This window comes from Cricetibacter osteomyelitidis (assembly GCF_004340985.1).
Lineage (GTDB): Bacteria > Pseudomonadota > Gammaproteobacteria > Enterobacterales > Pasteurellaceae > Cricetibacter > Cricetibacter osteomyelitidis.
This window is the reverse complement of sequence record NZ_SLYB01000002.1, coordinates 70,973-94,302: the sequence shown is the minus strand read 5'-3', so window position 1 is coordinate 94,302 and position 23,330 is coordinate 70,973. Positions and strand designations below refer to the sequence as shown.

Annotated in this window: 19 protein-coding genes; 12 read left to right on the top strand and 7 right to left on the bottom strand. The window is 38.8% G+C overall.

The window, feature by feature from the left end:
* Positions 1 to 11: 11 nt before the first annotated feature.
* From gatA to EDC44_RS01560, 3 genes are read right to left on the bottom strand one after another with little or no spacing between them, the layout of a single operon-like run.
* Entirely contained in the window at positions 12 to 461 is a 450-nt protein-coding gene (gatA, locus tag EDC44_RS01570; protein WP_131974700.1) for a PTS galactitol transporter subunit IIA, read from the bottom strand.
* Positions 451 to 1,728 carry a tagatose-bisphosphate aldolase subunit GatZ gene (gene gatZ / locus EDC44_RS01565; RefSeq protein WP_131974698.1) on the bottom strand — a complete coding sequence of 426 codons (1,278 nt, stop codon included), beginning with the start codon at positions 1,726 to 1,728 and terminating at the stop codon, positions 451 to 453. The genes gatA and gatZ overlap by 11 nt, the downstream gene beginning before the upstream one ends.
* 9 nt (positions 1,729 to 1,737) lie before the next feature.
* Positions 1,738 to 2,685 (bottom strand): tagatose 1,6-diphosphate aldolase, encoded by a 948-nt coding sequence (locus tag EDC44_RS01560; RefSeq protein ID WP_131974696.1) that lies wholly within the window; start codon positions 2,683 to 2,685, stop codon positions 1,738 to 1,740.
* Positions 2,686 to 2,941: 256 nt separating this feature from the next.
* Here EDC44_RS01560 and def point away from each other — a divergent pair, with 256 nt between their 5' ends.
* From def to EDC44_RS01530, 6 genes are read left to right on the top strand one after another with little or no spacing between them, the layout of a single operon-like run.
* Entirely contained in the window at positions 2,942 to 3,454 is a 513-nt protein-coding gene (gene def, locus EDC44_RS01555) for a peptide deformylase (RefSeq protein ID WP_131974694.1), read from the top strand.
* A gap of 5 nt (positions 3,455 to 3,459) precedes the next feature.
* Positions 3,460 to 4,401, top strand: a complete 942-nt coding sequence (locus EDC44_RS01550; RefSeq protein ID WP_131974692.1) for an alpha/beta fold hydrolase — start codon at positions 3,460 to 3,462, stop codon at positions 4,399 to 4,401.
* A gap of 21 nt (positions 4,402 to 4,422) precedes the next feature.
* The gene (locus EDC44_RS01545; RefSeq protein ID WP_131974690.1) at positions 4,423 to 5,925 is read left to right on the top strand and encodes a helicase HerA-like C-terminal domain-containing protein; all 1,503 of its coding nucleotides are present in this window, start codon (positions 4,423 to 4,425) and stop codon (positions 5,923 to 5,925) included.
* A 33-nt stretch (positions 5,926 to 5,958) separates the two neighbouring features.
* Complete coding sequence (glf, locus tag EDC44_RS01540) at positions 5,959 to 7,110, top strand: UDP-galactopyranose mutase (RefSeq protein ID WP_131974688.1); 1,152 nt, start codon at positions 5,959 to 5,961, stop codon at positions 7,108 to 7,110.
* 12 nt (positions 7,111 to 7,122) lie between these two features.
* Positions 7,123 to 7,947 (top strand): DUF4422 domain-containing protein, encoded by an 825-nt coding sequence (locus EDC44_RS01535; protein WP_131974686.1) that lies wholly within the window; start codon positions 7,123 to 7,125, stop codon positions 7,945 to 7,947.
* Positions 7,948 to 7,961: 14 nt separating this feature from the next.
* Positions 7,962 to 8,750 (top strand): DUF4422 domain-containing protein, encoded by a 789-nt coding sequence (locus EDC44_RS01530; protein WP_131974684.1) that lies wholly within the window; start codon positions 7,962 to 7,964, stop codon positions 8,748 to 8,750.
* 47 nt (positions 8,751 to 8,797) lie between these two features.
* Here the strand turns inward: EDC44_RS01530 and EDC44_RS01525 are convergent, their stop codons facing one another.
* From EDC44_RS01525 to EDC44_RS01510, 4 genes are read right to left on the bottom strand one after another with little or no spacing between them, the layout of a single operon-like run.
* On the bottom strand, positions 8,798 to 10,189 hold the full coding sequence (locus EDC44_RS01525) for an efflux transporter outer membrane subunit (protein WP_131974682.1): 1,392 nt from the start codon (positions 10,187 to 10,189) through the stop codon (positions 8,798 to 8,800).
* Between the two features lie 4 nt (positions 10,190 to 10,193).
* Complete coding sequence (locus EDC44_RS01520) at positions 10,194 to 11,312, bottom strand: ABC transporter permease (RefSeq protein ID WP_131974680.1); 1,119 nt, start codon at positions 11,310 to 11,312, stop codon at positions 10,194 to 10,196.
* Positions 11,313 to 14,042 (bottom strand): ribosome-associated ATPase/putative transporter RbbA, encoded by a 2,730-nt coding sequence (gene rbbA / locus EDC44_RS01515; RefSeq protein WP_131974678.1) that lies wholly within the window; start codon positions 14,040 to 14,042, stop codon positions 11,313 to 11,315. It abuts the gene before it with no gap.
* 8 nt (positions 14,043 to 14,050) lie between these two features.
* The gene (locus EDC44_RS01510; RefSeq protein ID WP_131974676.1) at positions 14,051 to 15,019 is read right to left on the bottom strand and encodes an HlyD family secretion protein; all 969 of its coding nucleotides are present in this window, start codon (positions 15,017 to 15,019) and stop codon (positions 14,051 to 14,053) included.
* A gap of 158 nt (positions 15,020 to 15,177) precedes the next feature.
* Here EDC44_RS01510 and EDC44_RS01505 point away from each other — a divergent pair, with 158 nt between their 5' ends.
* The 6 genes from EDC44_RS01505 (at position 15,178) to EDC44_RS01480 (ending at position 23,301) form a co-directional block, all read left to right on the top strand.
* A complete protein-coding gene (locus EDC44_RS01505) occupies positions 15,178 to 15,753 on the top strand; it encodes a TetR/AcrR family transcriptional regulator (protein ID WP_165870211.1) in 576 nt (191 codons plus the stop codon).
* An 80-nt stretch (positions 15,754 to 15,833) separates the two neighbouring features.
* Positions 15,834 to 18,182: an EcoAI/FtnUII family type I restriction enzme subunit R gene (gene hsdR, locus EDC44_RS01500; RefSeq protein ID WP_131974672.1), complete on the top strand. Its 2,349-nt coding sequence runs from the start codon at positions 15,834 to 15,836 to the stop codon at positions 18,180 to 18,182.
* 179 nt (positions 18,183 to 18,361) lie between these two features.
* A complete protein-coding gene (locus EDC44_RS01495; protein ID WP_131974670.1) occupies positions 18,362 to 19,831 on the top strand; it encodes a class I SAM-dependent DNA methyltransferase in 1,470 nt (489 codons plus the stop codon).
* Between the two features lie 7 nt (positions 19,832 to 19,838).
* Positions 19,839 to 20,834, top strand: coding sequence for a virulence RhuM family protein (locus tag EDC44_RS01490; protein WP_131974668.1), 996 nt, complete (start codon positions 19,839 to 19,841; stop codon positions 20,832 to 20,834).
* Positions 20,831 to 22,354, top strand: coding sequence for a restriction endonuclease subunit S (locus EDC44_RS01485; RefSeq protein ID WP_131974666.1), 1,524 nt, complete (start codon positions 20,831 to 20,833; stop codon positions 22,352 to 22,354). Before EDC44_RS01490 ends, EDC44_RS01485 begins: the two co-directional genes overlap by 4 nt.
* 143 nt (positions 22,355 to 22,497) lie before the next feature.
* Entirely contained in the window at positions 22,498 to 23,301 is an 804-nt protein-coding gene (locus EDC44_RS01480) for a tyrosine-type recombinase/integrase (protein WP_131974664.1), read from the top strand.
* Positions 23,302 to 23,330: the final 29 nt, after the last annotated feature.

The following is a 23,330-nucleotide window of genomic DNA, read 5'->3' as shown; positions in this document are numbered from 1 at the left end:
TCACACTCCGTTTAGTTGAAATTCAGGTTTTGGTTGATTAGTACAGGCAGCTCGCTTTCGGTCGCCGCCAATAAACGTTCAACAAATTCATTGTCTTGCAATTTACCGAACAGGGTACGCAGCAGTTTAAGTTGCTGTTGCGGATCGGTAACGACCAAGGCGATAATCAAATCCACTGCAAGTTGTCCGTCTCCATCGGCACGGTTAAAATTCACTTTGTCATTCGGTCGAATGAAATAAATTGCCGGTTTCAACGCATGTTCCGCTTCACAGTGCGGAATGGCCACCGCATAATGTTCTAAAGCAATACCGGTGGGGAAATGTTCTTCCCGTTCTATTACCGATTGACGATAACTTTCTTTTACAATGCCTTTTGCTATCAGTTCATCTGCTAAAAAATTCAGTACATTTTCAAAGCCGTCAAAGCTGATATCGGTTTTAATTAAAACTTCAGTTTGCATTTTTTTCTCCGTGGCAACCGTATGCGTAATCTGCTAAAACTTGTTGGATTTTATCTAAAATCAATGCATTCGGTGAACGTTTTATCGAGCCTTGTAACACTTTATGGAATTGTTCCGGCAAGTATTGGCTGAGTAACCCGAGGGGAATATCCGCTTGAGCCAAATTTTCTGTTAATTTTTCCACCGCACTTTGAATACGAGGATGAGGCCAATAATAACGAATACGATCAGACAAACTGAAATACAAATCCACCATGGCTTTGGAATGTAGTGATGAATAATATTTTTGCCAATATTTCGGTTCGTCTTGCATAACTTGATCGGCAACATTTAATAGATAACTGCGGTGTTCCGGTGAAATCAATTCATCTTCGATTTTTGCCAAAGCAAATAAGGCTTCACGCAATGCAAAAGTCAACGCAGGCCCAACTTTTAAGATTGCAAAATGATCTTTCACCAAATTACGATAACTCTCACGGGTTTGATAATCCGTGGAATGTGCCTCAAAAATATAAGGGGTAGTTTCAATGAAGCTGACAATATCGGTTGCTAATTCCGGTTTATATAAAATCACTTTGGAATGATCAAATTCCACACCCGGTTGCACCACCACACCCACTACACGGTTAAAAGCCTCGTTTAAACCTAAATCTGCGAAAGCTTGGCGATGGGTTTCAATGGTTTCTTTTATGCTGTCTACAGTAGTCACATCGACGGTTTGAATAGCGTGTGCTTCACCGCCCGGCACAGGCACTTCCGTACCCACAATATAGCTCACCTGTTCCTTCTGTGTCGGTGTTAAAACATTTTCTACCGCTTGACATAAAAGTGCGGCTCGTTCTGCCACTGTTTTCGGTGCAAGTGGAATCGGATCGTCAGCACAAGACATTGAGGCATCCAAGTGAATTTTGGTGAAACCGGCTTTGGCATATTCCGCCACCAACACTTTGGATTTTTCCATTGCACTGGCTGCCGGTTCGTTTTGCCAACAGTTCGGACCGAGATGATCACCGCCTAAAATTAAACGTTCCGCCGGAAAACCGATATTTTTCGCAATACCTAATACAAAATCTCTGAAATCAGCCGGTTGCATGCCGGTATATCCGCCGAATTGATTTACTTGATTTGAAGTGGCTTCAATTAATACTTTATTATCGGTATGTAAATCAAAACGTAATGCCGCTTCAATGACCAACGGGTGAGCAGAACAAACGGAACAAATACCGATGTCACGACCTGATTTATGTAAATTAACGATGGTTTTCATTGTTTTATCCTAGAATTTAATCGGTGTTGCAGTAACTTTTAATATGTCGTTGAGTTCGCTAATATTTTTAACCCCTTCGCTTTGTAGCCATTGGTTAGCCGCTTGTTCGCCTTGAGCTTTAAATTGTTCGGCGGCTCCCGCCCAAGTGGCACGTCCGCAGAGTACACCGTTAAACCTTGAGCCTGCTTGTTTGGCAAAAATTAAGGTATCTTGGAATAATTTTGGTTTTACCCCGGCACTTAAGAAAATAAACGGCAGATTTGTGGCATCGCTTTGTTGTTTGAAATAGGTTTGTGCTTGAGCGGCGGTATGCACCACATCATCGCCATAACTTTGCACAAAATTCATATCTACCGGCACCTCTACTTTTAATACATCAACGGCAAAACGCGGATCGGAATATTGTTTCATGGCTTCAATCACTTTATGCGGTTTTAAACTTGCGAATGCTTTCTTATTCGAAATTTCGGCATCATAGGTGAGAATTTCTAAAAAGAAAGGCAAACCTTCCGCTTTACATTCGGCACCCACACGTTCCACAAAGGTTTTTTTCACATCATTGACTGTATCACCTTCGTCCACATCCACATAAAGCAGTAATTTCACTGCATCCGCCCCTTTTTCTTTCAAACGTAACACGGACACATTATCAATCAAATCAGGATAACGTCCGGGTATATTTTTATCGTAACCGGTTTTTTCATAAGCCATAATTAAACCGCAATTAGGCACTTTTTGATTCGCCGCAACCCAGCCGTATTCAGGATCTAATAAAATTGATGAGGCATAAGGAGTAAGATTTTTTGACACCAAAGATTTAAATAATTCCGCCTGACTTGCCGGTATATCATCACCCAACATACGGCGTAATGCACCGCGTTGATCGATGGCCAAAGCACCGATAATACCGTTTTTATCACAGAGTTTTTGCAGTTTTTGTTGTTTTATATTGCTCATTTCGTCCTACCTTTTGGATTAAGATAAATAACTTTCGATTTCTTTTGAAATAATATTAAACCAGTAAAACGAAAATAAAAGTATTAAAATAGAAATTTGTGATAAAGATCACAAAAAATCGAAAGATTTTGAAAGATGAAATAAGAAATGCGATGAAATAACATTGAATAAGAAGTGTCTTAAAGAATATTTCTTATTTTTAACAAAACCAGTTAAAATAAGCTCACATTTTATTAACTATTAAGCAGAGAAATTTATGGCTATTTTAGATATTGTGCATTTTCCTGATGAGCGACTGCGTACTGTTGCTCAGCCTGTGACTGAATTTAATGATGAATTACAAACCTTTATTGATGATATGTTTGACACAATGTATCATGATCAAGGTATTGGGTTAGCGGCAACTCAGGTAGATGTGCATAAAAGAGTGATCACTATTGATATTGAAGGGGATAAAACCAATCAAATCGTATTGATTAACCCTGAAATTTTAGAAAGCAGCGGCGAAACCGGTATTGAAGAAGGTTGTTTGTCTATTCCTGATTGCCGTGGATTTGTACCGCGTAAAGAAAAAGTGAAAGTGAAAGCCTTAAATCGTCACGGCGAAGAATTTGTGCTGGAAGCCGATGATTTATTGGCTATTTGTATCCAACACGAAATTGATCATTTAAACGGCGTGTTATTTGTGGATTATCTTTCACCGTTAAAACGTCAACGCATTAAAGAAAAAATGCTGAAACTGCAAAAACAATTGAAACGTCAAAAATAAGATTAATGAATAGAGAACCTTACTTCTGTCAATTTGCGCTGAAAGAGTTGTTACCTTTTGCCGAGCAATTTCCTTTGCAATATGTACAAGGCAATGGCAACGTAAAAATTGCTTATCGACATTTTGTGCATACTGATAATCGATCACAAAAATTGGTAATTATTGTCAATGGGCGTTCGGAAAACATTTTGAAATGGACAGAAGTAGCTTATGATTTTTATCAGCAGGGCTACGATGTGTTGGCTTTTGATCATCGCGGACAGGGCTATTCTCAACGTTTATTGACTGATACCGATAAAGGTTATTTGGATCAATTCCGTTTTTATGCGGATGATATGGATATTGTAATTGAAACGGTGAATGCTCAATATCAATACGCCCAACAACATATTATTGCTCATTCATTGGGAGCGTTAATCAGCACTTTTTATCTGGCGGATTATCCTCATAACATTAAAAGTGCGGTATTTTCCGCCCCATTTTTTCAATTTCATTTAAACCGCCCTCTGTTGGATGAAATTATCGTGCATCTAATGGTGCTGTTCGGTCAGGGCAAGCGTTATGTATTCGGAAAAACTGCCTATAAACAGGCTAATTTGGATAATAACGAACTGAGTTTTTGCAAAACCCGAATGAAATGGATGAACCGCATTAATCGGAAATATCCTGCTATTCATTTAGGCGGGCCCACATTCCGCTGGGTACACTTATTGTTGAATGCAATGAAAAAACTGCCTCGTGCCATTAGAAAAGTAAATATCCCCATACTGATTTTATATTCGGAAAAAGAAAAAATCGTCAGCAATAAAAATCTGGCAAAATTAACCGCACTTTTTTTGCACTGTGAAACCAAACAAATCAATCACGCTAAACACGAAATTTTATTTGAGCGTGATCATATCCGAGAATTGGCAATGAAAGAAATTTTTCAATTTTTTAATAAATGAAAGGAATAAAAGGAATACGCTATGACTGAATACGCATTAGCCCGCACTCATCAAGGACAAACCTTAGGCATCACCGTAAAAATGGCAAACCGCCACGGCTTAATTGCCGGTGCGACGGGAACCGGGAAAACCGTGACATTACGCAAAATGGCAGAGGCATTCAGCGATGACGGCGTGCCGGTGTTTTTGGTGGATGTGAAAGGGGATTTATCCGGTATTGTTAAGCCCGGTGAAATGCAGGGAAAAATTGCCGAGCGTATCGAACAATTTGAACTGGGCGGCGAAAGCTATTTAAGCGGTTATCCTGCTTCCTTTTGGGATGTCTTCGGCGAAACAGGTATTCCGTTGCGTACCACCATTTCAGAGATGGGGCCATTATTACTTTCTCGTTTATTAAATCTTAACGCCACCCAAGAAGGCTTATTAAATTTGGTATTCCGTGTAGCAGACGACAAAGGGTTATTGCTGATTGATTTAAAAGACTTGCGGGCAATGCTTAAACATGTGGCAGAAAATGCTAAAATCTACCAAGTGGAATACGGCAATGTGTCCGCCGCCAGTGTGGGAGCTATTCAACGAGCTTTATTAACCCTTGAAAATGAAGGGGCGGCAAATTTATTCGGTGAACCCGCATTAAATTTAGATGATTGGCTGCAAACCCGCGACGGCCGCGGCGTAATCAATGTATTAAATTCAGAAAAGCTGATTAATTCGCCGAGAATGTATAGTGCATTTTTATTATGGTTAATGTCGGAATTATTTGAAACCTTGCCGGAAGTAGGCGATCCAGACAAACCGAAATTTGTGATGTTCTTTGATGAAGCCCACTTGATTTTTGACGGTGCACCGGCAGTGTTGGTAGATAAAGTAGAACAAGTAGTGCGTTTAATCCGTTCCAAAGGCGTGGGTATTTATTTTGTCACCCAAAATCCGTTGGATTTGCCCGATACTGTATTAGGGCAATTAGGTAACCGTGTGCAACACGCCTTGCGAGCATTCACCCCGCGTGATCAAAAAGCCGTGAAGTCCGCAGCTGAAACTTTTCGTTCCAACCCGAATGTTAATGTAGTGGAAGCCATTTCCATCTTGGGTGTGGGCGAAGCCTTAATTTCTTTCTTGGATGCCAAAGGGATGCCGAAACCGGTAGAAATAGCTTACATTTATCCACCGAAAAGCCGGCTTAAACCATTAACCGATGAACAATGCCGACAATGGGTGAAAGATGATGATTTATTCACTCACTACAATAATTATGTGGACAATGTTTCTGCTTTTGAAATGTTGGCCGAACAAGCAAATTTGGAACAAGTAGCTCAAAAACAGGCAGAGCAGGCACAGGAAGAAAAGGATAACGGTATTTTAGGCAGTTTCAGCCGAATGATTTTCGGTACTAAAAAACGCGGCGAACAGCTGACTGTGACGGAACAAGTGGTAAGTTCGGTAACAAAATCCGTAGGTCGAAATATTCGTAACCAAATCACCAAGCAAATTATGCGTAGCATTTTAGGGGCTCTTAAGAAGTAAGTTTTTTCTTATTTTTTAGGAAAGTTAATTGTTATGAATAAATCTTTTTTATTCGTTGGAGCTGGTTTTTCTAATGCCGTTATTGCACGTGAATTGGCGGAACAAGGCTATAAAACAACAGTAATTGATCAACGATCACATGTAGCGGGTAATTGTTATTCCGAACGCGATTCTGAAACAAATGTTATGGTCCATGTTTATGGGCCACACATTTTTCATACGGACAATGAACGGGTATGGGCATATTTTAACCGTTTTGGTGAAATAATGCCGTTCACTAATCGAGTAAAAACAGTTAGTGGTGGAGCAGTATATTCTTTACCTATTAACCTGCATACCATTAACCAATTTTTTGGAAAAACCTGTTATCCTAAAGAAGCAAAAGATCTAATTGAAGCTCAAGCTGATCTCTCTATTACTAAGCCGCAAACCTTTGAAGAACAAGCGATGCGTTTTGTCGGTAAAGATTTATATAAAGCGTTTTTCTATGGTTACACTAAAAAACAATGGGGTGTAGAACCGAGAGAATTACCTGCAAGTATTCTTAAACGTTTACCGATCCGCTTTAATTATGATGACAATTATTTTGCCCATAAATATCAAGGTATGCCGAAAAACGGTTATACCGAGATTGTAGTAAATATACTTAATCATCCCAATATCACTGTTAAGTTAAATACGGCCTATAAACCAGAAATGAAAGAACAATATTCACATATTTTCTGGTCGGCACCTTTAGATGCGTGGTTTAATTTTGAATTGGGGCGTTTGGGGTATCGTACTCTTGATTTTGAAATATTCCGTGATGAAGGTGATTTTCAAGGTAATGCCGTTATTAATTATGGTGACGAGTCGGTTCCTTATACCCGTATTTCCGAACATAAGCACTTCGCTCCTTGGGAACAACATGAGAAAACAATTTGTTATAAAGAATACAGCCGATATTGTGGTGAGAATGATATTCCCTACTATCCTATTCGTTTAGTCAAAGATAAAGCGTTATTGGATCAATATGTATCTAAAGCGATGCAAGAAGATAAAATCACTTTTGTTGGACGTTTAGGCACATATCGTTATTTAGATATGGATGTAACAATAAAAGAAGCGTTAGAAGTTGCTGATATGGTAAAGGTTGCATTATCAAGTAATGGAAAATTAAAGCCATTTTACGTTGAAATGAATTAAAAAAGGATAATAATGGAAAGACTAAATCCGGATATTAATATTTTTGTTGCTACTCATAAGGTTTTTCAAATGTTTGCCGAAGGTGACGGCCAAATATATATTCCGTTACAAGTCGGTACTGCTCCTAATTTGGGTTATTTATCTGAAAATCAATTAGATAATATCGCACATAAAAATACTAACTTTTGCGAGTTAACCGCACTATATTTTTTATGGAAAAATGTTAAATGCAAATATGCGGGTTTAATCCATTATCGTCGTTATTTGGGATTAAGACATTCCGGACAAATGTCAATAATCAGTGATAAAGATATAAGAAAAATCCTAAAACGTAATAGTATTCTTGGCGTATCTGATAATGTGGAATTAAAAATTCCTATTTTTAGAAGTCATCAACAAGTGTCTATTTTAACGCGGGAAGAAATAGAATTAATATTATCAAGTTATGATATTATCGTCCCCGCTGCTGTAGAAATGGATGAACCTTTGCGGGAGCAGTATGCTAAATATCATAATATACGTGATTTTGATATCTGCCGTGAAATCATAGCAGAAAAATATCCCGATTATATTCCTGTTTTTGATGCTATGGCAAAACAAAATAGAATTTATTATGCCAATATGGTTGTGGCAAAAAAAGAAGTATTAGATGAATATTGCCAATGGATATTTGATATTTTATTTGAAGCAGAAAAACGAATAGATATTTCTCAATATACCGCTTATAACAAACGCGTATTTGGTTTTTTAGCCGAACGTTTATTTAGCATTTGGATAGTGAAAAATAATAAAAAATTTAAATGTTATAGCAGTGCTATAGCGATTGAAATTAAATAATAAGCGGAAATATTATGAATAGATTAAATCAACATATAAATATTTTTATTGCAACTCACAAAGTATTTCGTGCACCGGCTGCTTTTAATTCACAGATTTATACGCCAATTCAAGTCGGAATTAAACCGAATATGGGATATTTATCTGAAAATCAATTAGATAATATTGCCCATAAAAACACATGGTTTTATGAACTTACCGCATTATATTTTCTATGGAAAAATGTAAAAAGCGAATATGCGGGATTGGTGCATTATCGTCGTTTTTTCGCTTCTAAATTTAATCAGTCTAAAATTTTAGATCGTAGTGAAATGGAACTTATTCTCTCTATTTACGATATTATTTTGCCAAAAAAATTTACCATGGGAAATATAACCGTAAAAGATCAATATATAAAACATCACTATCTTAAAGACTGGGATTTAACGCGCAAGATTATTGCAGAATATCAATCGGATTATCTAGAGGCGTTTGATAAGATTTCTCGGCAGACAAGCCTTTTTCCTTATAATATGTTTATCAGTAAAAAAGAAATTTCTGATGAATATTGTGAGTGGTTGTTTGGTATTTTATTTAATTTAGAGTCGTTAATAGATATAAGTTATTATGATCAATATCAACAGCGTATTTTTGTTTTTTTAGCCGAACGTTTATTTAATGTATGGTTGTGGAAAAATAATGATCGTTTTACTCATTATTGTTTACCATTACAAAATTCCGGTTCTTCACAAAACAATGAAAGAATAATAACACAATCTACGGTTTACTATAAAAAAGGTCAAAAGAATATCATTAGAGTATAAATTAATAAAGTGCGGTTAAATTTATAAAATTTTAACCGCACTTTTTTCTACCAGCCGCCGCCCAGTGCTTTATATATACTGATTAATGCACTGCCTTGTGCCAGTTGGGATTGGATCAGATTATCTTGTAATTGAATCGCGGAAAGCCGGGCATTTAAGGTTTCATCCAGTGTGCGACTGCCATAGCGGAATAATTTTTCTGCATCAGCAGCGGATTTTTGTGCGGAATTGACCGCACTTTTCAGTTGTCGGTTTTGTTGTACTAATGCCTGTTGCATTTGATAGGCGTTATCCACATCAGCCAAAGCTTGTAGCAGAGTTTTATCATAGTTCAACAATGCGGTTTTTAAGCGGGCATCGGCGGCATCAATGTTGGCTTGAATACGACCGTTGGTGAAAATAGGCATATTGATACCCAAGCTCAGCAAACTCGCCCAACCTTTTAATGCCGTATCGCCGTCGATATCAATATGTCCGCCCTGTCCCATAAAATTTAGGGTAAAACGCGGGTATAAATCAGCTTTGGCACTGGCGACTCTTGCTGCCTGAGCCTGAACTGACATGGCTTGAGCCCGAATATCAGGACGGCGTTCCAATAAACCTTGGGGTGTTTGTCCGCTTGGGCTTTGCGGTTGATTGGCCAATAAATTTCTGCTGCTGTCAGGCAGGCTAAAAGTCTGCGGCGTTTGCCCTGTTAATACCGCTATCGCACGCACATATTGTTTGTATTCTGCCTGTAAACGGCTTTGTGCAGATTGGGTTGCCGTTAATTGCGAACTGATTCGGTTTAATTCATAAGCCGTTGCATCGCCTGAGTTAAATCGCCCTTGCACATAGGTTTTCATACGTTGCAGCACGGCAATTTGCTGTTTTAAATTGGCTTGTTGCTGTTGACTGGCTTTGGCTTTCAGATAGTTTTCGGCAATATTGGCTGCAACCAATATTTGAGCTGCATGAATCTGTTCTTGCACGCTGAGTGCGGAAAATTGTGCCGCATCGCGATCACTGCGTTTTTGTCCGAAAAAATCTAATTCCCAACCGGCACTGATACCACCGGTAAGCTGTGTGCCGTGACTGTCAATGTTGTTGCCGCTATAAGTCGGAATGGTAACATCAGAATAACGCTCGCCCGCATTGCCGCCGGCACTCACATTCGGCCCTAAATCCGCTTGTGCCAAACGGGCTTGGGCATTAGCTTCATTTAAACGGCTGCGGGCAATTTGCACATCATAATTTTGTTGAATCCCTTGTTCGATTAAACCGCTTAAAACGGGATCATTCCAGCTTTGCCACCAACGACTTAACTCAATTTGTGCTGTGCCTTGTTGTTGAAATTGAGCAGGTAATTGCACCTTGGTTGCTATATCTACTTGAGTATTTTGACAGGCCGCTAATACCAAGACGACCAATAATGAAAAAGAAAGTTTTGTTAATTTCATGGTATTATCCTTGTTTTTCCAACATTTTTTGAAAGTTAATCAATGCTATTACCAAACTGATAGTGGAAACCGCGACTAATGCGAAAAATTGATGCCAGACAATAGCGAAATCGGCACCGCGAAACAGGATATCTTGAGATAACTTGGCAAAAATGGTGGTCGGCCAGTATTCGCTGATTGCTTGAGCCAATTCGGGCATATTAATACGCGGTGCAGCAGAGCCGGAAAATAATAACAACACCAAATAAGTCGGCAGCATTAATAAACTAAATTGAGCCATTGTGGGAGCAATCACAGCGAGAACTACTGCAATTGCCGCAACTGAAAATAAAAATAAGAACATTCCGGCGCCATATAATGCCAGTGAACCGGCAATTGGCACGCCTAAAAAACCGATTACTACAAATTTCATGGAAAGCATTGCCACACACCAAATTACAATGCCGTTAGCCAAGATTTTTGATAATAAAATTTCTACGGCATTTACCGGCATTACCAATAAGTGTTCCAATGTGCCGCGTTCCCGTTCGCGGATAATGGCGGCACCGGTGAGAATCAGCACCATTAATGACAGCATATCGCCGATTTTCATCGGGGGAACGAAATATTCGCTGGCTGCATTAGGGTTATACAACACATTTACAACGGATTTAATCGGTTCTTTGCCACTTGGCAGTTGCAAAAATTCTTGAATGGTTTGATTGATGTAGCCCACTAACATTGTGGAACCGGCACCGGCCTGGGTCATCATTGTGGCATCGATTTGCAACTGTAACTCCGGATTGCGTCCGGCGAGTAAGTCCTTTTCAAAATTTACCGGAATATCCAATACAAAAATAATTTTACTGCTATCCATCATTTTATCCGCTTCATCACGGGTAATTTCCACCGGTTTTTGGAAATAAGGTTCTTGCATTGACTCGATAATACGATAACTTAATGTTGAATGATCGTTATTAATAACGCCGATCGGGGCATTTTTCACATCCACCGTAATCGATTTTGCCAACATCCAGATCACCACCGTAAACACAAATACCATAAATGCCATAAGTACAGGTTCGCCGAACAGGCTTTTTATTTCTTTCCAAGTCAGTGTGAGTAAAGATTTTATTGCCCGCATTTATGGCTCCTGTTTTTTCAATTTAATACAGGCTATCGCCAAATAAATAATAACGAAAACCAATAAGGCGATAAAATCACCCTGCATATCGGCAAGGGCGATACCTTTGGTAAAACTGCCGGTACTGATATTTTTAAACCAGGTTGTCGGGAATGCATTACTCAGTATTTGAGCCCAATCAGCCATACTGGAAACGGGATATAACATACCGGAAAAATTCATTGTAGGAACCAATGTGCCGATAGCTGTCATTACGATGGCGGCGGCTTGCGAAGTTACTACGCTGGAAATCAATAAACCGAAACTGGTTGCCGCCCATATCAACAGTAACGCTCCTGCGGTTAATACAAGAAAAGAGCCTTTTACTGGCACATCAAACCAAAAAATCGTCAGCAACATTAATGCTACATAATTGAGTACACCCATCACAATATAAGGCAGTTGTTTACCCATTAAAAACTGAGCTACGTTAGCCGGTGATGAATACAGATTGGTTATGGAACCGATTTCCCGCTCACGCACCACACCAAGTGCAGTCATCATTGCCGGAATCATCATCATAATCATCATCAGCAAACTCGGCGTAATGGCATTAACACTTCTTGAATCGGGGTTATACATTAAACGCGGCACCACATTAATTACAGGTTGTGTTGTGGAATGTGTTAATTCCGTTATATGATTTTGCAAAATGCCTGTAATGTAGCTTTTTACCGTTGCCGTATTTACGGGCTGAGTACCGTTAATAAAAAATCCGATTTCCGGCTGTTTACCGCTCAATAAGTCTTTACCGTAGTTCGGCGGAATATCTATCACGACTTCTGCCTGTGCCTTTTTTAAGATTAAATTCAATTCTGATCGGGATTTTAAGTTTGGCAATACCGAAAAATAGGCTGTGCCGGAAAAAGCTTCAACCAATGCTCGACTTTCTTGCGATTGATCTTGATCGTACACACCCAAATTCATTTTGTTCACATCAAAAGATACCGCCCAACCGGTTGCCGTTAATAAAATAATCGGACCGAATACCCCAAAGAATAAACGGATTTTATCCCGTGCCAATTCTTTAAATTCTCGCACGGCAAACGCCCATAACATGGTAAAAAAGTAGAGAAAACCTACCGCACTTTTATGTGTGGTTTCCGTATTTTTTGCGTTGTTTTCGGTAGAGAGCGCTGATTTTTTGTTTATCTCAATATTGTTTTCCGGTTCCGCAACTAACAAATACTGAATAAAGGCTTGTTCTAAATTTTCTGAATGATAATAGTCGATTAATTCCTGCGGTGTTCCCACACCCAGCACCGTACCTTTGTGCATAAAGGAAATACGGTCGCAACGCAGTGCTTCGTTCATAAAGTGAGTGGAAACAAAAATAGTAATACGGTCATCGCGGGATAATCTCAGCAAATAACGCCAAAACATATCACGAGCGGCAGGATCTACACCCGATGTGGGTTCGTCTAAAATCAACACTTCCGGTTTATGCAGACAGGCTGCGGCAAGTTGCAAACGCTGACGAATACCGAGCGGCAAGGATGATGGCAATAAATCCGTTTCTTTTTCCAAATCGAATTGGTTTAAGGATTCGGCAATAAACTGTTCCCGTTGCTGTTCGGGGATTTCATATAAACGGGCGTGCAATTGCAAATTTTCCCGTACGGTGAGTTCTTCATACAAGGAAAATGCCTGCGACATATAACCCACCCGCTTTTTGATTTCGTTTGAACCTGCGGCAATGGATTTCCCTAATAATTGTGCCTTACCACTGGTGGGCTCCAGTAGGCCGGTAAGCATTTTCATTGTGGTGGATTTACCGCAACCGTTTGAGCCTAAAAAGCCAAAAATTTCCCCTTTTTCGATTTTAAACGATACATTATTTACCGCGGTGAAATCACCGAATTGCTTGGTTAATCCTTCCGCTTCCATTGCCGGCGGCAAGTTTGGATCTTTCACAAAGGGTGTGAGATTCAACCCTTCGCCACTGCCCCGTTTTTCTTGCGGTAGCATTTGTACATAGGCATCCTCCAGCGATAAAGTGCGGTAGGTTTTCAGCACGTTTTCCGTTTTATCGCTGACCAAAATTTTGCCGTCGTCCATCGCAATCAAATATTCAAAGCTTTGTGCTTCATCAATGTAAGCGGTAGCGACAATGACAGTCATATTCGGCGATTCTGCCCGCAGATTATCCACTAACGCCCAGAATTGACGGCGCGACAATGGATCCACGCCGGTGGTGGGTTCGTCTAAAATCAATAAATCGGGGTTATGCACCAAGGCACAACATAAGCTTAATTTTTGTTTCATCCCGCCGGATAATTTACCTGCGGCACGGTCGGCAAATGGCGTTAAACCGGTAGCTTGCAATAAACGGGTAGTGCGGGCTTTCAATGCTTTTTTGCTTAAACCGAATAAATTGGCGTGAAATTCGATATTTTCACTGATGGTCAATGTAGGATATAAATTATGCCCCAAACCTTGCGGCATAAAGGCAATACGTGGCAGCTGCTTTTCCCGGCTGGATTTTTCCGCTATATTGCCGCCCAGCACGGTTACTTGACCGGTTTGAATGATTTTTACTCCGGCAATCAGTGATAACAAGGTAGATTTACCTACGCCGTCCGGTCCCACCAAGCCTACGGTCGCCCCCTGTTTAATATTGAGTGAGAGCATATTCAAGGCTTGTGTGTCGCCATAACGGTGGGATAAATTGGTAATAGAAACTGCGTTCATATCGAATCCTATTCAGGCAATTTTACCGCTAAATTCGGTCGCCAGTCTGCGTTATTCAACCGCACATAGCCGTTGCCGGACATACCGCTTTTTAACAAACTGTTATATTTCAACGCCACTTCTGCCGACACTTTAAGTTTGATTTTAAACATAAATTTTGTGCGTTCCTGCCGGGTTTCTACGGATTTCGGGGTGAATTGGTTGTAGTCGGCAATATAGCTGATAGTCGCTGGGAACACCGCATCAATGCCGTCTAATACAATACGGGCTTCATCGCCCACTTTGAGTTTAGCCATTTCCGTCATCGGCACAAAAATATTCATTGATACATCGCTCGGATCTAACAAACTGGCTACACGGGTTCCTGCATTAACCACATTGCCCAATTCCACAAAGCGGTATTCTACTTTGCCGTCGATAGGAGAACGAATGACGAGATCGTTGATAATTGATGATGATTGATCGATTTGAGCCTGTGCCGCTTCGGTGGCTGCTTTGGCTTCTGCCTGTGCCGCTTGGGCGGATTGCACGGCCGCTTTAATGCGATCTAAATCCGCTCGACGTTTAGTCACTTCTGAATTAGACACTAAATTTTCTTTGCGTAATTTTAAGGCGTTATCTAAATCTAGCTGAGCCACTTTTTGTTGTTGCACATAGGTTTCCACTTGAGCTGTTGCCCGATTTACCGCATCTAAGGCTTGTTGGCGTTGTGCTTTGGCGGCGGACAGCTGTGCGTTGGCGGTTTCTGATGAAAGTGCGGTCAGAATTTGATCTTTTTTCACGTTGTCACCTTCATCTACAAAAATTTCCTGCACCCGTCCGGCATAAAGACTGGCAATATCCAAACGATTTAATTCCAAGCGTCCGTTCGATTGAGCGATATTGCCATTATCTGCCGTTTGCTCGGAATGTTGCCAATAAAAATAACTGCTTGCAGCAACGACGATAATAAGAAGTAATGGAATTATTTTTTTCATTTTTATTTCCTTTTTTATACCGCAAAATATCACTTATGAACATAATAATAGGCGGTTAAAATTGTTTAAACAAGCACCAAAATTCGCTACAATCCCTGTTTATGCAGACAAAATTTTAAAAATGTATGTTTATAAATAGAGAATGTGGAAAATATTTTATGAAAAATTCACATAAATCAACGGGAAAAATCGATTTAAGGGTGGTTAAAACCCATAAGTATATTCGTCAGGCGTTGGTGGATCTGTTGCAAATAAAAGGCTTTCGTGAAATTACCGTGGATGATATTTTGCAAACCGCAATGGTGAATCGCACCACGTTTTACCGCTATTATTCCGGCAAAAGCGATTTGGCGGGTAAGATGATTGCAGATGTAAAAATTTTGCTGGATCAAACAATTAAACAACGTTTAAGCTGTACAAACTTGTCTGAATTTTATCAGTACGCTGTGCCGGTACTGTTTCAAGAACGGCAGACTTTTCTGGCTTTATGGAAAATCGACACACCGCGGCATCATCTTTATCAGGATATGCGTAGTATCATTAAAGTCGGGGCAGAAAAAATAATTTTACAAAAACATCCGCATATTGATGCCGAACAATTAGATTTTCAAAGTACAATGATGTCTGCATTATTACTGGAAAGCATACGTTATCATTTTGAACGTAATATTATCGCCGACCCTAAAAAAGTATTAGCCAGTATTCACAATGCTATTTCGACGTTAGATTTTTAACATAATCATAAATCCTCTTAGAAACCAACCGCACTTTTGCTATAATCTTCCGATAAAAAATGCTTATCGGAAGGAAGATTATGTTTACTCCAGCAGAAAAACGTGAGATGTCGGAAGCGGATATTCGTTCCAAATTCATTACTCCTACCATTCGGAATGTAGGTTGGGACGATAGACAGATTCGTGAAGAATACTCGTTTAAAGCGGATAAACAAATTACCGACGGGCGGATGCTGATTGATCCGAAAACGAAAAAAGCCAGCCGTAAGGACGGCAAGCGAGTAGATTACCTGCTCTATCTATCGGCGAATCGTAAAATTGCCGTGGTTGAAGCAAAAGATAACAAACACACCGCCAGAGATGGTTTGCAACAAGCAATGGACTACGCTTTGTTACTTGATATTCCTTTTGCTTACAGCACTAACGGCGATGAATTTGTCGAACACGATTTTATAACAGGTAAACAACGCACTTTGCCGATGACACAATTCCCAACACCGCAAGAATTAGAACAGCGTTGGACACAGCAATATACCACCGATGAGCTAAAAATTATTCAACAGCCTTATTACACTAGTGCAGCCAGCCAATTTAAATCCCCTCGCTATTATCAAGAAATTGCCATTAACCGCACGGTAGAAGCGGTGGCAAAAGGACAAAACCGGATTCTATTGGTTATGGCAACCGGCACGGGTAAAACCTATACCGCCTTTCAGATTATTCACCGTTTACGCACAAGCGGTGCAAAACGCAAAGTGCTGTTTTTAGCTGACCGAAATGTGCTGGTGGATCAGCCGATGACACAGGATTTCAAACCGTTTAAAGATAAAATGGTAAAAGTCAGTAATAAAACGCTGGATAGTGCCTACGAAGTTTATCTTGCCCTGTACCAACAACTTGACGGCGAAGAGAATAATGAACTGTTTAAACAATTTCAGCCCTCTTTTTTCGATCTGATTATTATTGATGAATGTCATCGCGGCAGTGCAAAAGAAAATTCAAACTGGCGGGCGATTTTGGATTATTTCAGTGCTGCAACCCACATTGGTATGACAGCAACACCAAAAGAAACCAATGAGGCAAGCAATATCAGCTATTTTGGCGAGCCGATTTATACCTATAGTTTAAAACAAGGTATTGATGACGGTTTTCTTGCCCCTTACCGTGTAGTGCGGGTGGATTTGGATTGTGATTTAAAAGGTTGGCGACCAACTAAGGGATTAAAGGATAAAAACGGTGAATTAGTGGAAGACCGGCTTTATACCATTAAAGATTTTGATTACAACATCATCTTAGATGACCGTACTCGCCTTGTTGCCGAACGCATTAGCGAATTTTTGAAGAAAACGGACCGCTTGAGTAAAACGATAGTATTCTGTGCCAATATCAACCACGCCCAACGAATGGTTGCTGCGTTGTCAGAGCTGAATGCCGATATGCTGGCAGAAAATCCCAAATATATACGCCAAATTACCGGTGATCAAACGAGTAAAAATGCGGATTTAGAAGCATTTTGCGATGTCAAAAATGAAGGTAATATCTACCCGGTGATTGCGGTAACCTCTAAATTAATGACAACCGGTGTGGACAGTAAAACCTGCAAACTGGTGGTGCTGGATGACAATATTCAGTCAATAACCGAATTTAAACAGATTATCGGGCGGGGTACACGGCTACGCCCCGATGCCGGAAAAACATTTTTCACGATTATGGATTTTCGAGGGGTAACGGATTTATTTGCTGATCCCGATTTTGACGGTGATCCGATTGTGATTTTTGACCCCGATGAAGAGCTTAAAACAAGCGGAGAAAAAGATCCAACTCCACTTGATGACAATATTATTCAAGAACCTGAACCGATTTATAAACCTACTATCGAAATCGAAGCCGGAAAATTATTACTACGTATTATTGATGAAAAAGTACAGTACCTCAATGAACGGGGAGAGCTGGTTTCTGAGGAAATCGAAGTCTATTCCAAACGCCATATACGTCAGGATTTCACCTCTTATAAGCAGCTTCAAGATAGCTGGCTTTCAAGCGGTGAAGTTTTCTCAAAATTTTACACCAATGAAAACTGGCTCAATTCGCTTCGCACAAAGCATAAATGGGGCAGCAATGTGGACGATTTAGATATTCTCCGCAGCGTGGCATTTGATAAGCCCGTAATGAGCAAAACCGAACGGATCGCCAAAGTGAAACAGAGCGGCTATGTAGAACAATATGATGCAGAAAATCGGCAGGTTTTAAACTTAATTTTAGCGGAATATACCAAATCGGGAGCGAAAGATCTCAGTAAACCTGAACTATTAAAAAACAGCCAATTTGAACCTTTCGGCGGCTTAATTTCCATTGTGAAAAAATTTGGCGGCAAAGCACTTTACCAAAAAGCGGTAAAAGGATTGGAAAGTATACTTTATTCGGATTAATAAATAAAAAAGAAGAATTGCAGCCGTTACTAACAGGCTCGGTCTTCGTTCAAATAGTCAACATTTTATTTGATAGCTTAATATCAAACAAACCATTAGAAAGATTTAACAAATTGATATTAAATAATTTTTTTATTTGATGGTTATTTGATAACACGAACAAACAACAAAGGAAAAATATGAGTCTAAACAATCTCGTGAAACGCCTACAAGATGTAATGAGAAACGATGCCGGAATCAACGGCGATGCCCAACGTATTGAGCAAATCGTCTGGATTTTATTTCTTAAAATCTACGATGCCAAAGAACAGGAATGGGAGTTGATTAACGACAATTATCAATCTATTTTGCCCAAATTTTTACGTTGGTCAAATTGGGCAAAAGATAATAAAGACGGCAAAGCAATGACGGGCGATGAGCTGCTGAATTTCGTCAATAATGACTTATTTCCTGCGTTAAAGAATTTGCCGATTTCCGTCAATACGCCAATGAACCAGAAAATCATTCGGGCAGCATTTGAAGATAATAATAACTATATGAAAAATGGCATACTGTTACGTCAAGTAATTAATATCATTGATGAAATCAACTTCGAGCAATATCAAGAACGCCACGCTTTCGGCGATATTTATGAAAACATTCTCAAAAGCCTACAAAGTGCGGGCAATGCGGGAGAATTTTATACGCCTCGAGCCGTCACTGATTTTATGGTGCAAATGATTGCCCCAAAACTCGGTGAGAAAATTGCCGATTTTGCCTGCGGCACGGGTGGATTTTTAACTTCGGCATTAAAAGTGCTGGAAAAACAAATTCAAACGATTTCCGACCGCACTTTGTTTAATAATGCAGTTTATGGTGTTGAGAAAAAAGCCTTACCGCACTTACTTTGTGTAACAAACTTACTGCTACACGATATTGATAACCCGAATGTTCACCACGATAATGCGTTGGAAAAAAACGTCAAAGATTACACCGACGAGGAAAAATTTGATGTAATTTTAATGAACCCGCCCTATGGTGGCAGCGAGATCGAGCAGATTAAAATGAACTTCCCTGCCGCATTACGCAGCAGCGAAACAGCGGATCTGTTTATGTCGGTAATTATGTACCGTTTGAAAAAAAACGGGCGTGTGGCGATTGTGTTGCCGGACGGCTTCCTATTCGGGACAGATAACGCCAAAGTAGCGATTAAACAAAAATTGATGAGCGAAATGAATTTGCACACGGTCATCCGCCTGCCCCATAGCGTTTTTGCTCCTTATACCTCAATCACTACCAATATTCTCTTTTTTGATAACACCCAACCGACAACAAAAACCTGGTTTTATCGCTTAGATATGCCTGAGGGTTATAAAAATTTCTCCAAAACCAAACCGATGAAATTGGAGCATTTCAATGAGGTGATGGAATGGTGGCATAATCGCCAACCCATTGAAATTGAAGGCTTTGATAAGGCGAGAAGTTACAGCTACCAAGAACTTGCCGATCGCCAATTTAATATCGACTTGTGCGGTTTTCCGCACGAAGAAGAGCAAATCTTACCACCGGATGAGTTAATTGCACATTATCAGCAAAAACGCACCGCTTTAAATGCCGATATTGACCAAATTTTAGCGGAAATTACAGGGATTTTAGGGATTAAGCTGTAAGAAAAATATGTCTGATTTGATTATTTACAACACCGAAGACGGAAAAAGCAAAGTCTCGCTTTTTGTACAAGGCAATGAAGTTTGGCTAACGCAAAATCAGCTTGCCGAACTTTTTGACACCTCTGTTCAAAATATAGGCTTGCATGTGAAAAATATTATAGAAGACAAAGAGTTAGATGCTATTTCAGTTATAAAGGATTTCTTTATAACTGCCCTTGACGGTAAAAATTATCAAGTGAAACATTATTCCCTTGAAATGATCTTAGCCATTGGTTTTCGGGTGCGTAGCCCGCGTGGTGTGCAGTTTCGCCGTTGGGCAAATACCCATTTACGAACCTATCTTGAAAAAGGCTTTTTACTCGATGACGAACGGCTGAAAAATCCGCAAGGGCGAACTGATCATTTTGATGAATTACTGGAACGCATTCGCGATATTCGTGCCAGTGAAATGCGATTTTATCAGAAGGTGCGGGAGCTGTTTAAGCTTTCCAGTGATTATGATAAAAACGATAAAGCGACCGAAATGTTCTTTGCCGAAGCACAAAATAAATTGATTTATGCGGTAACCAAACAGACTGCGGCAGAATTAATTTGTAGTCGGGCAAATGGTGAATTACCGAATATGGGGCTGATTTCTTGGAGCGGTGAACGGGTATTGAAAGCCGATATTATTATCTCCAAAAATTATCTCAATGCAGATGAAATTGATACTTTAAACAGACTAACGGTAATCTTCTTAGAAAGTGCGGAATTACGGGCGAAAAACAGGCAGGATCTCACCCTTAAATTTTGGCAGCATCGTATTGATAGCATTATTGAGGATAACGGCTTTGAGGTTTTAGCCGGCAAAGGCAGCAAAAGCCGTAAGCAAATAGAAGATTTCACATCAGAACAATATGTAATATTTAGCCAAAAACGCCGAGAAGCCTTAAAACTACAGGCTGAGCAAGACGATTTAGCAATCATTGAAACATTGGGAAAACGGATTAAAAATAAAAAATGAAAGCTCAACAATTAAAAAACGCCATTTTGCAGCTGGCTATTCAAGGGAAACTTGTACCACAAGATCCAAATGATGAACCGGCATCAGTACTTTTAGAAAAAATCCAACAAGAAAAAGCAAAACTGATTGCTGAAGGTAAGATCAAAAAAAGCAAAAAATCTACCGATAAACTTCCTTTTGCGAAGGACGATAAATTTCCCTTTGAGATTCCAGAGAATTGGCAGTGGGTGAGGTTAGGTGAGATATGTAAATTTAATTCTCAAGGGGCTATATCTGGCTCAGATATTCCTCTTAATTCTTGGGTATTAGATTTAGAAGATATTGAAAAGCAATCTGGTCTTTTAATACAAAAGAAACTAAAAACATCTAATTCTATAAAAAGCCAAAGAAATTTATTTGAGAAAAATGATATTTTGTATGGGAAATTAAGACCGTATTTAAATAAAGTTATTATTGCTGATGAAAATGGATTTTGCTCTACTGAAATTGTACCACTAAAGTGTAGTGAATATATCTTTAATAAATATGCACAACTACTACTAATGTCAAGCTACTTCCTGGGATATTCCAAAAATAATTCTCATGGAACAAAAATGCCTAGATTTAATTTAGAAAAAGGAAAAAATTTCTTATTTCCACTCCCCCCGCTCGCCGAACAACACCGCATTGTCGCAAAAATCGAAGAACTTCTTCCTTTTATCGACCAATATGCCAAAAAAGAGCAAGAACTCACCGCGTTACATCAAGCCTTTCCGCAGCAGCTTAAAAAATCCATTTTACAAGCGGCAATTCAAGGTAAATTAACTGAGCAAGCCCCAAATGATAAGCCGGCAAGCGAACTGCTTAAACACATTCAACAAGAAAAAGTGCGGTTGATTTCCGAGAAGAAATTAAAGAAACCAAAACAACATTCAGAGATCATAATACGGGATAATATTCCTTATGAGATTATTGACGGTGTGGAGCGTTGTATCGCGGATGAAGTGCCGTTTGAGGTTCCTAAAAATTGGTGTTGGGTGAGATTAGGAGAGATTATAATATTAAACCCGAAGAATAAAGCTGATGATGCGTTAAATGTGTCATTTATCCCAATGAAAGATATAAAAGATGGTTATAAAAATGAACATACTTTTTCTGTAAGAAAATGGAAAGATATTAAATCCGGATTCACACATTTTCAAAATAATGATATAGGTATTGCTAAAATTACTCCATGCTTCGAAAATAAAAAATCTGTCATTTTTAAAAATCTGAATAATCAAATTGGTGCCGGAACAACAGAGTTATTTGTTGTTCGTCCTTTATGTAATACAATAAAAGTAGAATATTTATTATGGTTCTTTAAAACTTTTTATTTTATTAATGAAGGAATAAAAAATTTTACAGGTACGGCAGGGCAACAAAGAATATCTTCAGACTATATAAAAAATTTATTATTTCCTATTCCCCCATTAGAAGAACAAGAACGCATTATAAATAAAATAGAAAATTTATTTTTATCAATAAATAAATTAGAATGAATATAATTGATAAAAATATTTTATTATTATTAAATAACTCATCCTAGGGATGTCATTATTTTGGCATCCAAACATATTGTGTAAACATCTATTTTTATATCTATTATCATACTTCTTTTCAACTTCAAATAAGGAAAATTAGTATGATTAATTCGTTTCAACGTTATCTTTCAAACCAAAATCTAGCAAATAACACAGTTTCAGTTTATTTGTTTGCCATAAGACAATATTATAATCTCTTTCCTGAAATTACAAAATCTTCTCTAAAACAATATAAAACATTCTTAATTGAACACTATAAACCGCAAACTGTAAATTTAAGAATAAGAGCAATTAATTATTATTTGGAATTTATCAAGAAAGAAAAATTGAAATTAACTTTTGTTAAAGTTCAACAAAAAACATTTCTGGAAAATGTAATTAGTGAAGCAGATTACCGCTATTTTAAAGAAAGATTAAAAGCCGATAATAATCTTTATTGGTATTTTGTTATTCGCTTTATGGCAGCAACCGGAGCAAGGGTTAGCGAGCTTATTCAGATCAAATATGAACATATTAAAATAGGATATATTGATCTTTATTCAAAAGGTGGAAAGTTGCGTAGAATTTATATTCCCGAATTATTACAAAAGGAATGTTTAAAATGGTTAGAAAATATTAACCGGCAACACGGATTTATTTTCCTTAATCGTTATAATAAAAGAATTACTACTCGCGGTATTGCCGGACAATTAAAAATGCTAGCCAAACATTATCAAATAGATCCGAAATTAGTTTACCCTCATTCTTTCCGACATCGTTTTGCAAAAAGTTTTTTAGAGCGGTTTAATGATCTTGCATTTTTAGCGGATTTAATGGGGCATGAAACCATAGAAACCACAAGAATATATTTACGTCGAACAAGTACAGAGCAACAAGCAATTGTAAATAAAGTGATTGATTGGTAATTTATTATTGTTATGGGCGTAAGATAATA

Bases quoted from the DNA above. Each gene is read 5' to 3' on its own strand.
- EDC44_RS01510 (WP_131974676.1), bottom strand. From the start codon at position 15,019: ATGAAAAAAATAATTCCATTACTTCTTATTATCGTCGTTGCTGCAAGC.
- EDC44_RS01550 (WP_131974692.1), top strand. From the start codon at position 3,460: ATGAATAGAGAACCTTACTTCTGTCAATTTGCGCTGAAAGAGTTGTTA.
- EDC44_RS01560 (WP_131974696.1), bottom strand. From the start codon at position 2,685: ATGAGCAATATAAAACAACAAAAACTGCAAAAACTCTGTGATAAAAAC.
- EDC44_RS01480 (WP_131974664.1), top strand. From the start codon at position 22,498: ATGATTAATTCGTTTCAACGTTATCTTTCAAACCAAAATCTAGCAAAT.
- rbbA (WP_131974678.1), bottom strand. From the start codon at position 14,042: ATGAACGCAGTTTCTATTACCAATTTATCCCACCGTTATGGCGACACA.
- EDC44_RS01495 (WP_131974670.1), top strand. From the start codon at position 18,362: ATGAGTCTAAACAATCTCGTGAAACGCCTACAAGATGTAATGAGAAAC.
- gatZ (WP_131974698.1), bottom strand. From the start codon at position 1,728: ATGAAAACCATCGTTAATTTACATAAATCAGGTCGTGACATCGGTATT.
- EDC44_RS01525 (WP_131974682.1), bottom strand. From the start codon at position 10,189: ATGAAATTAACAAAACTTTCTTTTTCATTATTGGTCGTCTTGGTATTA.
- hsdR (WP_131974672.1), top strand. From the start codon at position 15,834: ATGTTTACTCCAGCAGAAAAACGTGAGATGTCGGAAGCGGATATTCGT.
- EDC44_RS01520 (WP_131974680.1), bottom strand. From the start codon at position 11,312: ATGCGGGCAATAAAATCTTTACTCACACTGACTTGGAAAGAAATAAAA.
- EDC44_RS01490 (WP_131974668.1), top strand. From the start codon at position 19,839: ATGTCTGATTTGATTATTTACAACACCGAAGACGGAAAAAGCAAAGTC.
- EDC44_RS01485 (WP_131974666.1), top strand. From the start codon at position 20,831: ATGAAAGCTCAACAATTAAAAAACGCCATTTTGCAGCTGGCTATTCAA.
- def (WP_131974694.1), top strand. From the start codon at position 2,942: ATGGCTATTTTAGATATTGTGCATTTTCCTGATGAGCGACTGCGTACT.
- EDC44_RS01535 (WP_131974686.1), top strand. From the start codon at position 7,123: ATGGAAAGACTAAATCCGGATATTAATATTTTTGTTGCTACTCATAAG.
- gatA (WP_131974700.1), bottom strand. From the start codon at position 461: ATGCAAACTGAAGTTTTAATTAAAACCGATATCAGCTTTGACGGCTTT.
- glf (WP_131974688.1), top strand. From the start codon at position 5,959: ATGAATAAATCTTTTTTATTCGTTGGAGCTGGTTTTTCTAATGCCGTT.
- EDC44_RS01545 (WP_131974690.1), top strand. From the start codon at position 4,423: ATGACTGAATACGCATTAGCCCGCACTCATCAAGGACAAACCTTAGGC.
- EDC44_RS01530 (WP_131974684.1), top strand. From the start codon at position 7,962: ATGAATAGATTAAATCAACATATAAATATTTTTATTGCAACTCACAAA.
- EDC44_RS01505 (WP_165870211.1), top strand. From the start codon at position 15,178: ATGAAAAATTCACATAAATCAACGGGAAAAATCGATTTAAGGGTGGTT.